Consider the following 13,499-nt stretch of genomic DNA (forward strand, 5'->3'; position numbering starts at 1 on the left):
AAATGAAAGAGAAAATGAGTTTAAATTGTGGCATGGCCAACTCCTTAAAAATGGAGTCCTACCACCAAATCACCGTCAATTGATTAGGGTGGCAGAACGAAAGAGGGTTAGCAGACTGACCTAGCGACCAGCACGCGCGAACGCGTCCCCCTTCCGCCCTACCATAGAGAAAAAGGGGGCACAAAGGTTCCACATGGGAAATACTCAGAAAGTATAACCCATTCGCTAGGATACGGTCTGCTAAAACCGACTGGCAATGTAGGCCAGCAACGAAATATTAATCGGTATAATAAAGAACGTCAATTTATTTTAATGAAAAAGTTTAAATATAATAATTTAATTAATTTTTGAATAATATTATCCTTATTATTATATTCATGACTTTTAATTAAATTTAAAATATAAAATTTGGTTATATATATTTAGTAAATAAAATAAATTAATCGTTAAGTAATTTAAAAATATATTGTTATCAAAGCAACCATAACTTTGATAACTCATTTATTAAAAAGCCTGATATGTCTTTGAAATACATATTGGAATTTTTTATTGCGCTCATAAAGCTCTAAAACATAGTGGCCCCTTTTATTAAGGAATTCTAATAAATACAATTAAATCAACATGTTATATACAAAAACCAACAAAAACACTTGGCTTTTTACATAAAAAGTTATGGTATAAATCACGCTTCGAAATTTACTTGATAACTATTAATTTCGACTATTACAAAAAACTTTCTAATTATAAGGAGCAACTCGTCATGGCTAATGGATTTCCAGGTGGAAACTTTAGAATCGTTAACAAAGAAACAGGTGCGTGTATCGCAAGTGCACATGGTGGCCAGACAAGTGGTATGCAAGATGCCGTAACTGCACGTGGTGAAACGGGTAAGTTATCGTACTCTCATACAAATGACCGACAATTTACGGTACATGACAAGGTTAAAAACATAGAAGAAGAACTTTGGTATTTTGACAGCCAAGACTATCGCAGTGGTCGAGAAAATAAGCTATTCAACAAAGTTAAAGATATCCGTTCTAGTTGGGTGCTCGGTGCTCATGTTGAAACAGATGCGATTGCATATAAATTATTTGATAAAGACTTAGAGCATTTCCTTAGTCTTTTACCAAAGCAAGATGAAGAAACACTCGCCCACTTAAAAACCAGTGATTGTCTTGATATTGTTCATTTATTACAAACATTTCTTTATAGTAACGGCGAAGAAATGATTAAATCGGAACTTGTTGGTAAACTCGATGAGACTAAGCTGAACGAATATTTAAATGCCGTACTCGCTCATGAGACAATTCGTCGCATCGAACAAAAGTTCCATGAATATGCTGCCTCTCCTTGGCTCTTTTTAGATATTCCTGAACTTAAAGGCTTGTCTGAAAATCCTTTCGCTCAGCAGAATGAACAACTCTATAAAATTATTCTTGCCTCTGTGCAATTAGATGTCTTGGATCAAAAAGATTGGACTACAAGGTCAGAGTTCCGATTGCATTTACGCCATGACAATATCGATGCTCTACTAAAAAATATGAAGAAAGAGAGCATGGCGGAGCTTCATGGAAAAGCATATAAAGAATATGAAAATACTCAAGACCTCAAAAAAGAAGCCGTAAAAGTCCTTCTAGAGCTTAGAAAAACTCTAGATTTACATACCAATGAAAAAAATATGGATACGGTCAAAAAGATTTTAAAAATCAGCTTAAAATCAAATGAGTCTTTTGAACAACTGCAAACAGCGTTAAACAGTACCAATGGTAAAGAAATAAAACCAGTTAATTGGCATAGTGGCAATGTTTTCTTGCAAGGCGCGGGTCGTCAGTACCAAACGAATTGGGCATTTGAAGATGGCTATATCTTTGTAGAAGGCCAACCAGATGCTGTACTGACACATCTCTGGGGTTCATCTGTAGGTATTAGTCAACGATCTAATGACCCAAAACAGCGCTGGGAACTTAAAAGAGCTTAATCTAGGTTGTCTGAATTTAGTTTTTAGTCATTAAGACTTTGAGACTGTGACTCGCAAAGCTAAATAAGTTTATTTGCAATCATCCAAAGAATTTAAAATTATTCTTTGGATGATTTTTAGTTTTATAGACATAAATCTGATTATAAAATTGAAATACTTATAAATTTCATATACTTTAAATTGCTCAAAATTCACTCAAAAATAGTAACAATAAGATAGGTAAAACATGATTTCTTTAGAGCTTTTTATTACATTTTTAATTACTACGATTATTTTTGCTTATATTCCGGGTCCAGCAATGCTTTATACCGCTGCACAGACGCTTTCTCGCGGCAGAAAATCTGGTTTGATGGCAGCATTTGGAATTTTCTTAGGAGGCTGTTTTCATATCATAGCGGCATCTTTGGGCCTAACAACTATCTTTCAAATTATTCCAAAACTCTATGACATTATTAAAATTTTAGGTGCTTTGTATTTAGTTTGGTTAGGCATTAAATTAATTAGATCATCCTCTTCCCCGACTGTTCAGCAAAATGTTGAAAATGGTCAGTTATCTTTAAAACAGAGCATTCTGGTCGAAGTTTTAAACCCTAAAACCGCTATTTTTTATATCGCCTTTTTACCTCAATTTATTAATACCTCATTCGATTTTCCAGTTTGGTCTCAATTCATCATTTTAGGACTAATCGTGAATCTGATCTTTGTGTCTGCCGATGTCGTTTGTGTGTTTTTAGCCAATTATATTAGCCAAAAATTAACTAAATCGAAGAAGCCCCAAAAATCTATGTCAGTGATGGGTGGACTTATTTTTATGGGGCTAGGCGTTTTTCTTGGCTTTAAAAACCAGTAGTTTCTACAGGTAAATGCGTACCTAGCAAAGAAAAAGTTACGTCCGCAACTTCCAACGGGTCTGAACTGGTCCAAATAATATGATTCCCCTCATTTGGACTTTCAGAACTTAAATGATATTGATTGAGCTGCCGAATTAATTGCGCTGTTACAGCTTCCGAAGGCTCAATAATTTGGATATCACGACCTACAATTTCCTGAATCGCATCTGAAACAAACGGATAGTGGGTGCATCCTAAAATAATCGTATCGACTTTTTGCTCGACTAACGGCGCCAAAATATTTTTTAAATAATCTTTAACTTCCGCTGTATGTGCTTTGCCCGTTTCGATTTTTTCGGCCAAACCAATACAAGGTACTAAAGACACTTTGATATTTTGTGCATACGTTTCAATTAAACTTTTTAAGTTTTTGCCCTTCACCGTCGTTGCAGTTGCCAAAACTGCAATATGCTTGCTTTGTGTGATTGTCACTGCGGGTTTTACGGCCGGTTCTATTGCAATAAGTGGAACACTAATTTGTGCTCTAATCGTTTCAATCGCTACAGCCGTCATGGTGTTACAAGCAATCACGATCGCTTTGCATTTGCCATGATCCACTAAATTTGAAATTAAATGCGCGGTTCTTGAAACAATCCAGTCACTTTCTTTGTCTCCATATGGGACATATTTCGAGTCAGCGAAATAGATAATGTCTTCATTCGGAAGAGCCTCTCGAATATGCTTAAAGAGAGACAACCCGCCTAAACCAGAATCAATCATTCCAATCGGGTTGTTATTGTTATTCATGGTTTGTCCTGCATTTCATATACTTAGAAAAATTCTTTCATGGTTGCCAAGTCTGTGAGCACGACTTTGGGCTGAATGGTTTTTAATTTTTCAGCCGATGTATAACCCCAACCTACAGCAGCAAAATCAATGCCTGCTTTATGTGCAGCTTCGCCATCAGTCGTTTGGTCGCCGACATAAATGGCCTGCTCTTTATTTAAATTCAAAATATTGAGAACACGTTTAATTCGTTTAGCTTTGCCAAATATAGAAGAGCCACCATCAATATGGCTAAAAAGTTCACATAGTTCTGTACCAAGAATACTTTGACAGTTTTCTTTAGAGTTTGAAGTAATAATTGCGAGCATATATCCCCGATTATGTAGTTCAATTAAGTGGTCCCGCATGCCGTCAAACATGTAAACTTCTTGGTCTCTTTCTTTCATTAAACGAATGAAATCTTTGGCAATCCAAGGCAGTTTCCACCTAGAAACATTCATCTCTTTCATAATTTCTTTTGGTGAAAGATGTTTGTACTGCTCTACTTCATGTAGCTCTACAGATTTAAATTTATGTTTCTTGGCAAGCTGATTTAAAGCACCTAAAAAGAAGCTAAAGGAGTCAACTAAAGTACCGTCCATATCAAAAATAATAGCTTGATATTCTTTTAAAGATTTTTCCATTTTAAAGTTCTGAAATAAAATATATTTTTTATAATTATATTCTGTTTTCTATTAGTTTTTAAATCAGGCCCAACGAGGACCTGACCTAAATTTCGATTTTTATTTTAAGCTGCCGCTTTTTGTTCCTTAATCCAATTTTTAATACGTGCATCCAAAATATTTAAAGGCAATGTTCCTGCATTTAAAATCATGTCATGGAACGCTTTGATATCAAAACGGTCTCCGAGCTCATGTTTTGCAAGCTCCCGTAGCTCTAAGATTTTTAGTTGCCCCATCTTGTATGCCAATGCTTGGGCAGGAATAGCAATATAGCGGTCTGTCTCTGCCTGAATATCAGGCTCATCTAAAGCAGAGTGTTCTCTCATAAAATCAATCATTTGCTGGCGGGTCCACTTTTTATAATGTACGCCAGTGTCCACCACTAGACGACACGCACGAAATAACTCGCTCGAGAGTCTTCCATAGTCTGAAAGCGGGTCTTTATAGAAACCAACATCTTTACCCAATTGCTCTGCGTAAAGTGCCCATCCTTCAATATAGGCGGTATGGTTGGGTTGCTTTCGGAACATCGGTAAATTTGGCAGGTTTTGGGCAATATCAATCTGCATATGGTGCCCAGGAATTGCCTCATGATAAGCGGTCGCTTCCATTGATATTTTTGAACGTTCAGAGAAGTCGCCAGTATTTACATAAACTTGTCCGGGACGTGAACCATCAGGTGTTCCTTGGTGATACTCCGCACCTGCCGCTTCTTTTTCTCGATATTGCTCTACAGGCAAAACTTCGACTTTATTTTTGGGTAATAAACCAAACAGCTTCGGCAACTCTGGTTGCATTTGGGCAATGTATCCTCGATAAATCTCTAAAATTTCTTCACGAGATTTTGGGAAAACAGAGGGATTTGTCTTTAATGATTGTTGGAAACTTTTTAAGTCGTTGAAACCTTGTGCTTTGGCAATTTTAAGCATTTCCGCTTCAATACGGGCAACTTCTTTTAATCCAAGTTGATGAATATTTTCAGGACTTTCCGAGGTGGTCGTATTATTTTCTACATAAAAGCGATAGAGCTCATCACCGTTTGGCAAGCTCCATATCCCCTCGTGTTGTCGCCCATAGGGTAAGTAATCTTTTTGAATAAACGTCCCGAGTTTTTGATAAGCAGGGCGAACATGCTGATCTATGGCCTGTAGTATTTCACGGCTTAAACGCTCTTGTTCTGCTTTAGAAATGTTTTTTGGAAATTGCTTTAATGGAGAAGCAAAAACACTGTCCTTTCCTGCTGGAGTTGCAATGCTATCAATCTGCTTTGCCACTTTTTCAATTAAATACTTGGGTGGCATCAAACCATCTTTTTGTCCTTGTTTTGCTAACTGAACACCTTGATCAAGAATGAGAGGAATTTGTTTTAAACGGGCAATATAGTCTTGATATTGCTTCGTATTATTAAATGGAATCGAACTAATAAATCCCGGAAATTGTAAATGTAGTCCCCACATTTGGTTGAAAGGCATCTCATAGAGTTTCAAATCGTAACTTTTAAGTGACTCTTTTAATTGATAAATCATTAAATCTTTATTTAATTGATCGGTTGCTGAAAAGCCTGTGCTATCAATTGCCTCAAAACGTTTTAAAAAATTTTGAGTAGTTTTTTTATCTTTCTCGATCTGATTTTTTGAAAGCTCAGTCCACCGATTGTTGTAGCGTAAATCTCCTAAAACGGTTGCAGTTTCAGGATTATTTTTCAAAGTATATTCCCACTGCTCTTGTAAAAGCTGGTTTAAAGCTTTCACCCGAACAGAGACATCACTGTTTTGTTTAGCTTGTGATTTTTCGATGGTATTTGTATTTATTTCGGGGGTTGCTGCATTAGTGGAATGAGACATCCAAAATAAAACACTGATACAAGCCAAATGTAAGGTTCTGTTTTTCATTTAATTATCCAGAAATATTTAACGAAGGTTAAAATAAAGACAAAACAAATTACGTGCCAAACCGCATATAAAATGGTGTAAAAATCGAGTATTTTTTAACTCAATGATTTTATAAATTAATTTTCTTTTTAATTAAATTATTTATAGTTGCTATCTATATTCCGTATCTGACTTTAATGGACCAAGAACTTAAAAAAGTGCACATGAACGATCTCAGTGCACTTTTGAATTTCTACATTAAAAATTGTTTCTCAAGAAAACAAATATTGATAAACAATGTATGCAGCCAACTTTGCAGTTCTATTGTCCAAATCAAATTTTGGATTGCACTCAGCAATATCTAACAGTTTGATTTTGCCAGTCTCTTGAATATGTTTAAAAATTGCTTCAAAAGTCGCTAAATCAATTCCTTTTACAGCAGGTGCACTTACTCCGGGTGCAACCGCGGCAGTAAATACATCTAAATCAATCGTAACGTACAAACAGTCCACTTTTTCAATAAAAGCATCAACCGCAGCAAGCACGTTGTTCAAGTTAAAAATATTAACCTCATGATCGCGCAAATATGAACAATTCAGCGCATCGGCGGTATCAAACAAAACTTTAGTATTGGCATGGTTAGCGACCCCAATACATAAATAATTAAATTGTTTTTGATGCTGTTCGGAAAGTCGAGCTGCTTGTAAAAAAGGTGTGCCAGAAGTGGCATGCTCTGCTTCACGCAAATCGAAATGGGCATCGAAATTAATAATGCCTATTTTTTTATCTGGCGCGTGGGCTTGTACATATTGGAACAGGCCGCTAAAGCTGCCAAATGCAACTTCATGCCCACCGCCTAATACAATCGGTTTTAAATCATTTTGCAGGCTATTTGCGACTTGCTCAGCTAATTCGTTTTGGGCTTGTTCCAAATTGTCATATTCACAAGTGACCGTACCCAAATCGACAATACTGACCGGACGATGAATCGGTAAATTAGCAAGTTGTGTGCGAATTGCATCTGGCGCATCGGCAGCACCGACTCGGCCTTTGTTACGCTTCACGCCCTCATCAGAGCTAAAACCAATCAGCGCAAATTCGGCATGTTGAGTTTTGTTGACAATATGGTGAATACGTTGGTGTGCTTCACCCTCGCCATCATGGCGGCCTTGCCATTTAAATGTGTGGTTCATATGACACCGTTTAAAAAATAACTTCTTGTCCATGCTGAATCACTCGCTTAGGCAAATCTCCGCCAAGCCAGTAAACAATTTCAGATGGATGTTCAATATCCCAAGCGACAAAGTCAGCGACTTTACCTTGTTCCAAACTGCCGTGCGTTTGTTCTAAGCCGAGCGCTTGTGCGGCATGAATGGTGACACCCGCTAATGCTTGCTCTGGTGTTAAGCGGAACAGCGTGCTGCCCATGTTGAGCATTAAACGTAAAGAAAGTGCTGGAGATGTACCCGGGTTTAAATCACTCGACAGCGCAATACGGACGCCATGTTTAATGAGACTTTCAATCGGTGGATATTGCGTTTCACGTAATAAATAAAACGCGCCCGGCAATAACACTGCAACCGTACCCGACTCTGCCATGGCTTTGACATCATCTTCGGTCATGTACTCTAAATGGTCAGCCGATAAAGCTTGATAACGTGCCGCCAAGCTTGAACCACCTAATGATGAGAGCTGTTCAGCATGGAGCTTAACAGGCAGACCCAATGATTGCGCCGTTTTAAAAACACGTTCAACCTGAGCAGGTGAAAATGCTAAATGCTCGCAGAACGCATCAACTGCATCGACTAAACCTTCGGCATGCAGTTTAGGCAGCATTTCCGTACAGATATGCTCGATATAAGCATCGCTTTGATCTTTGTACTCTGGCGGTAACGCATGTGCTGCTAAACAGGTACTTTTTACCGTCATCGGTAATTTTTCACCAATTTGACGGATCACACGGAGCATCTTGCGCTCATTTTCGTAATCAAGTCCGTAGCCAGACTTAATCTCAATGGTCGTTACACCATCTTGCTGCATGCAACGAATACGCTTAAGTGCTGAGCTCAGTAGCTGTTCTTCACTTGCTTCACGCGTTGCACGCACTGTGCTGGCAATTCCACCACCGCTTGCTGCAATTTCAGCATAGCTCACACCTTGCAAGCGTTTTTCAAACTCAACGCTACGGTTGCCACCAAACACACTATGTGTATGACAGTCGATGAACCCTGGGGTCACCCAAGCGCCATTTAAATCAACTGTTTCTGAATATGTGTCGGTAGGAAGTTGTTGTTGTTTTCCAATCCAGTGAATCAGATGCCCTTCTGTGACTATTGCAGCATCTTCAATGTAGGAATATTGCCCATTTTGCATGGTCGCAATGTGGCAATTTTGCCAAAGTTTTTTCATTCGCCTTTCCTCAAAACTGCCCAATAGCAATACTATCGGGCAGTTGACTTGTTAGCTTTCTATCTCGATATTTTGCGGAATTGAATTATTTTGCTTTCCCGAATTCTGCTGAGGTTTGACCCAAATACGATAAGCGATCATTAACAGAACAAGCCATGTGATTCCTACATAAATTGCAGGGCGTGAATCTGGGAAATATCCCATCATGACTAAAATGAACACCATAAAACCGATTGCAAAAGCAGGAGCATACGGCCAACCAATAACTGGGAAATCCAATGCCTTAATTTCAGCAGTAGATAACTTACGGCGCATTGCGACTTGCGAAAGCAAGATCATGAGCCACACCCAAACGGTTGCGAAAGTTGCAATCGATGCAATGATCATGAATACATTTTCAGGAATCAGGTAGTTCAGCACCACACCAATTAACAGCACGCCAGCCATAACCACTACAGTCATCCATGGCACACCATTACGTGATAATTTTTGAAAAACTCGAGGCGCTTGACCACGGTTTGCCATGCCATAAAGCATACGACCAGCACCAAATACATCACTATTAATCGCTGAAACAGCAGCAGTAATCACGACAATATTTAAAATTGTAGCTGCTGATTGAATGCCTAAATTCTCAAAAATCTGTACAAATGGACTACCTTGGCTACCAATTTGATTCCATGGGAAAATCGACATTAGTACAAAAATGGTTAGTACGTAAAACAGTAAAATACGAACCGGAACAGCATTAATCGCTTTTGGCAAAGTTGTTTTCGGGTCTTGTGATTCACCAGCTGTGATACCAATAATTTCGATACCACCAAAAGCAAATACAACCACAGATAAACACGCAACCAAGCCTGCAATCCCATGTGGCATAAAGCCGTCATAAATCCATAAGTTTTGAATACCCGGTACCACACTGCTATGGTCAGCATGGAATCCATAGAACATTAAGCCTATTCCACCTAAAATCATGGCAACAATGGCGCTCACCTTGACAATAGAAAGCCAAAACTCGAGTTCGCCAAAGACTTTAACGTGAATAAGGTTAATTGCACCCAAGAACATAATCAGCGATAGAATCCAGATCCACCGTGGTACATCGGGATACCAAAACCCCATGTAAATACCAAAAGCAGTGACATCAGCCAACGCCACAATGATCATCTCAAAAACATAAGTCCATCCCGTCGTAAAGCCAGCCAATGGACCAATGTACTGTGAAGCATAGTGGCTAAACGAACCAGAGACAGGGTTTTGGACAGCCATTTCACCCAGTGCGCGCATAACGATATAAATTGCAATCCCTGCAACGATATACGCCAGTAATACTGAAGGCCCTGCCATTTTAATCGCAGTTGCCGAACCATAGAAAAGCCCAGTTCCAATTGCTGAGCCCAATGCCAAGAAACGAATGTGGCGGGTGTTCAATCCCCGCTGTAATGTGGAGTTTTGTGACATTATAATCTCCAATCCTTGAGGATATTTAGTTAGATTCGGCCACTCCATGTGACCGTTTTATTAATCACACTTCAGACAAACTAGGGAGTAGTTTTGGAATAAGTAACTCGTTTAAGCAGCCGCTTGAGAGTAATTCACTTGCTTGTTCAATATCAGGAGCAAAGAAACGGTCTTCACTGTAGTAAGGCACTTGAGCGCGCAAGATTTTACGAGCTTGTTCAAGTTTAGGCGAGCTTTTTAAGCCTTCACGGAAGTCTAGACCCTGACAAGCGCCTAACCATTCAACAGCTAAAATGCCACGGACGTTATCAGCCATATACCAAAGACGTTTACCCGCATTCGGAGCCATTGATACGTGGTCTTCTTGGTTAGCTGAAGTTGGCAAGCTATCAACACTTGCCGGATGTGCAAGCGCTTTGTTGTCGCTTGCAAGAGCAGCAGCGGTTACCTGAGCAATCATAAAGCCCGAGTTAACACCACCATTTGCCACCAAGAACGGTGGAAGTTGTGACATGTGACGGTCCATCATCATTGAAATACGACGTTCAGACAGTGAACCAATTTCTGCAATTGCCAATGCTAAATTGTCGGCCGCCATTGCTACAGGTTCTGCATGGAAGTTACCACCAGAAATCACATCACCTTGTTCAGCAAAAACAAGCGGGTTATCAGATACAGCATTTGCTTCAATTTCTAATACTTCAGCAGCCTGACGGATTTGGGTTAAACATGCACCCATCACCTGTGGTTGGCAACGTAAAGAGTATGGGTCTTGAACTTTGCTACAGTCTTCGTGCGAATGTGCAATTTCACTTGAGTCTGTTAATAGATCACGATAAGCCGCAGCCACATCAATTTGACCACGTTGACCACGTACTTCATGAATACGCGCATCGAATGGTGCACGTGAACCCAGCATTGCTTCAACGCTTAATCCACCACAAACCGTTGCAGCAGCAAATAAATCTTCAGCTTCAAACAAGCCACGTAAAGCATAAGCGGTTGAAACTTGTGTACCGTTTAAAAGTGCTAAACCTTCTTTAGCTGCTAAAGAAATCGGTTCTAAACCTGCAACTTTTAAAGCTTCAACTGCTGGTAACCATTCACCCTTATAACGCGCCTTACCTTCACCAAGTAACACTAAAGACATGTGTGCAAGGGGTGCCAAGTCACCTGAAGCCCCTACTGAACCTTTTAGTGGAATGTGTGGGTAAACTTCGGCATTAATTAAAGCCAACAAAGCATCAATCACTTTACGGCGAATACCAGAGAAACCACGCGCCAAGCTATTTGCTTTTAATAGAATAATTAGACGAACCATTGCATCATCAAGTGCTTCACCAACACCTGCCGCATGCGAAAGAACTAATGAACGCTGTAATTTTTCTAAATCTTCAGGAGCAATCTTGGTCGAAGCAAGTAAGCCAAAGCCCGTGTTAATACCGTAAGCTGTACGCCCTTCATTTACAATTTTCTCAACGCAAGCCACGCTTGCATTAATTGCAGATGAAGCACTTTCATCTAATTTAACTTTAATTGGGTTGAGGTAAGCTTGACGTAAATCGGCTAAGGTTAGTTTTCCCGGTTGGATCAGTAATTCCATGTTGGCTTCCTAATTTTTTGCACTATATTCTGCTGAGACAGTGCTTTTCACAATTGCAAAAAGCACCGCCAGTTCTTCCGTGTATTTTTATTGCGTGATCATTGGCAAGTGTAGACCTTGCTCTTTCGCACAGTTAATCGCAATTTCATAACCGGCATCGGCATGACGCATAACACCTGTTGCAGGGTCATTGGTCAGTACGCGCGCAATACGTGCAGCAGCTTCATCTGTACCATCACACACAATCACAACGCCTGAGTGTTGAGAGAAGCCCATACCTACACCACCACCGTGATGTAAAGACACCCAAGTTGCGCCGCCTGCTGTATTGAGCAACGCATTTAATAAAGGCCAGTCTGATACTGCGTCTGAGCCATCTTGCATTGCTTCAGTTTCACGGTTTGGACTTGCAACCGAACCTGAGTCTAAATGGTCACGACCAATCACAACTGGTGCAGACAATTCACCGCTACGAACCATTTCGTTAAATGCCAAACCAAGTTTTGCACGTAAGCCTAAACCAACCCAGCAAATACGCGCTGGTAAACCTTGGAAGCTAATACGTTCACGTGCCATGTCTAACCAGTGATGTAAATGTTCATCATCAGGAATTAATTCTTTAACTTTGGCATCTGTTTTATAAATGTCTTCTGGGTCGCCAGAAAGCGCTGCCCAACGGAATGGACCAATACCGCGACAGAACAATGGACGGATGTATGCAGGTACGAAACCAGGGAAATCAAAAGCGTTTGCTACGCCTTCATCTTTTGCCATTTGACGGATGTTGTTGCCATAGTCAAATGTTGGAACACCCATTTTTTGGAAATCGAGCATCGCTTGTACGTGCTTCGCCATCGACTGTTTTGCAGCTTTTACAACAGCTTCTGGTTCAATTTTCGCACGTTCACGGTATTCATCCCAAGTCCAACCTACTGGTAAGTAGCCATTAAGTGGATCGTGTGCACTTGTTTGGTCAGTTACCATGTCTGGGCGTACACCACGGCGTACAAGCTCAGGTAAAATTTCAGCAGCATTACCATGAAGCGCGATTGAAATTGCTTTGCCTTCTTTTGTATAGCGGTCAATACGCGCCAAAGCGTCATCTAAATCAGTCGCTTGTTCATCTACATAACGGGTACGTAAACGGAAATCGATACTTGCTTGTTGGCATTCAATGTTTAAAGAACACGCACCTGCAAGTGTTGCAGCTAAAGGCTGAGCACCACCCATACCACCTAAACCAGCAGTAAGAACCCAACGGCCTTTTAAATCACCGTTGTAGTGTTGGCGGCCTGCTTCAACGAAAGTTTCGTAAGTACCTTGTACAATGCCTTGGCTACCAATGTAGATCCATGAACCTGCTGTCATTTGACCGTACATTGCCAAAGCTTTTGCGTCTAACTCGTTGAAGTGTTCCCAGTTTGCCCAGTGCGGTACAAGGTTTGAGTTTGCAATTAAAACGCGTGGTGCATCTTTATGAGTTTTAAATACACCGACTGGTTTGCCTGATTGAACTAATAACGTTTCATCAGTTTCAAGATTTTTTAAAGTATCTACAATTTTGTCGAAACATTCCCAGTTTCGTGCTGCGCGGCCAATACCACCGTATACAACCAACTCTTTCGGGTTTTCTGCAACGTCCGGATCAAGGTTATTCATCAACATACGTAATGGAGCTTCAGTTAACCAACTTTTAGCCGTCAATTCAGTGCCGCGTGGCGCACGAATTTCTACATCACGAAATTTTGTTGTCATTGTTGTCACAGGCGGACTCCTTCCTTTGAGCTTACATCAGCAGAACATCTCTTGTTTCTGCATTTGTATAGTAATGTATTA

The 13,499-nt window shown here is 40.0% G+C and carries 10 protein-coding genes; 2 read left to right on the plus strand and 8 right to left on the minus strand.

Going from position 1 to position 13,499, the window contains the following annotated elements; translation table 11 throughout:
• The first annotated feature begins 760 nt into the window (after nt 1–760).
• Entirely contained in the window at nt 761–1,978 is a 1,218-nt protein-coding gene (locus tag AWW73_RS17910; RefSeq protein WP_062850323.1) for a hypothetical protein, read from the plus strand.
• A gap of 226 nt (nt 1,979–2,204) precedes the next feature.
• A complete protein-coding gene (locus tag AWW73_RS17915) occupies nt 2,205–2,828 on the plus strand; it encodes a LysE family translocator (RefSeq protein WP_016143842.1) in 624 nt (207 codons plus the stop codon).
• Here the strand turns inward: AWW73_RS17915 and murI are convergent.
• The 8 genes from murI to hutU all read right to left on the minus strand — a co-directional run bounded on the left by murI (nt 2,815) and on the right by hutU (nt 13,418).
• Nucleotides 2,815–3,615 (minus strand): glutamate racemase, encoded by an 801-nt coding sequence (gene murI, locus AWW73_RS17920; protein ID WP_062850324.1) that lies wholly within the window; start codon nt 3,613–3,615, stop codon nt 2,815–2,817. The two genes, AWW73_RS17915 and murI, sit on opposite strands and share 14 nt — an antisense overlap.
• Before the next feature lie 23 nt (nt 3,616–3,638).
• On the minus strand, nt 3,639–4,277 hold the full coding sequence (locus AWW73_RS17925) for an HAD family hydrolase (protein WP_031949665.1): 639 nt from the start codon (nt 4,275–4,277) through the stop codon (nt 3,639–3,641).
• A gap of 104 nt (nt 4,278–4,381) precedes the next feature.
• Nucleotides 4,382–6,208 (minus strand): DUF885 domain-containing protein, encoded by a 1,827-nt coding sequence (locus AWW73_RS17930; protein WP_062850325.1) that lies wholly within the window; start codon nt 6,206–6,208, stop codon nt 4,382–4,384.
• A 251-nt stretch (nt 6,209–6,459) separates the two neighbouring features.
• Nucleotides 6,460–7,380 carry a formimidoylglutamase gene (gene hutG, locus AWW73_RS17935; RefSeq protein ID WP_062850326.1) on the minus strand — a complete coding sequence of 307 codons (921 nt, stop codon included), beginning with the start codon at nt 7,378–7,380 and terminating at the stop codon, nt 6,460–6,462.
• 10 nt (nt 7,381–7,390) lie between these two features.
• On the minus strand, nt 7,391–8,596 hold the full coding sequence (gene hutI / locus AWW73_RS17940; protein ID WP_062850327.1) for an imidazolonepropionase: 1,206 nt from the start codon (nt 8,594–8,596) through the stop codon (nt 7,391–7,393).
• A gap of 51 nt (nt 8,597–8,647) precedes the next feature.
• Nucleotides 8,648–10,060: an amino acid permease gene (locus AWW73_RS17945; protein WP_005804358.1), complete on the minus strand. Its 1,413-nt coding sequence runs from the start codon at nt 10,058–10,060 to the stop codon at nt 8,648–8,650.
• Between the two features lie 64 nt (nt 10,061–10,124).
• Nucleotides 10,125–11,663, minus strand: coding sequence for a histidine ammonia-lyase (gene hutH / locus AWW73_RS17950; RefSeq protein WP_016143848.1), 1,539 nt, complete (start codon nt 11,661–11,663; stop codon nt 10,125–10,127).
• An 87-nt stretch (nt 11,664–11,750) separates the two neighbouring features.
• A complete protein-coding gene (gene hutU, locus AWW73_RS17955; protein WP_081409686.1) occupies nt 11,751–13,418 on the minus strand; it encodes a urocanate hydratase in 1,668 nt (555 codons plus the stop codon).
• Nucleotides 13,419–13,499 lie beyond the last annotated feature (81 nt).

This window comes from Acinetobacter lactucae, assembly GCF_001605885.1.
In the GTDB taxonomy this organism is placed as follows: Bacteria; Pseudomonadota; Gammaproteobacteria; order Pseudomonadales; family Moraxellaceae; genus Acinetobacter; species Acinetobacter lactucae.

Coding starts and splice junctions, on each gene's coding strand:
- hutU (WP_081409686.1), bottom strand. CDS start 13,418: ATGACAACAAAATTTCGTGATGTAGAAATTCGTGCGCCACGCGGCACT.
- AWW73_RS17915 (WP_016143842.1), top strand. CDS start 2,205: ATGATTTCTTTAGAGCTTTTTATTACATTTTTAATTACTACGATTATT.
- AWW73_RS17930 (WP_062850325.1), bottom strand. CDS start 6,208: ATGAAAAACAGAACCTTACATTTGGCTTGTATCAGTGTTTTATTTTGG.
- hutH (WP_016143848.1), bottom strand. CDS start 11,663: ATGGAATTACTGATCCAACCGGGAAAACTAACCTTAGCCGATTTACGT.
- AWW73_RS17925 (WP_031949665.1), bottom strand. CDS start 4,277: ATGGAAAAATCTTTAAAAGAATATCAAGCTATTATTTTTGATATGGAC.
- AWW73_RS17910 (WP_062850323.1), top strand. CDS start 761: ATGGCTAATGGATTTCCAGGTGGAAACTTTAGAATCGTTAACAAAGAA.
- murI (WP_062850324.1), bottom strand. CDS start 3,615: ATGAATAACAATAACAACCCGATTGGAATGATTGATTCTGGTTTAGGC.
- hutG (WP_062850326.1), bottom strand. CDS start 7,380: ATGAACCACACATTTAAATGGCAAGGCCGCCATGATGGCGAGGGTGAA.
- AWW73_RS17945 (WP_005804358.1), bottom strand. CDS start 10,060: ATGTCACAAAACTCCACATTACAGCGGGGATTGAACACCCGCCACATT.
- hutI (WP_062850327.1), bottom strand. CDS start 8,596: ATGAAAAAACTTTGGCAAAATTGCCACATTGCGACCATGCAAAATGGG.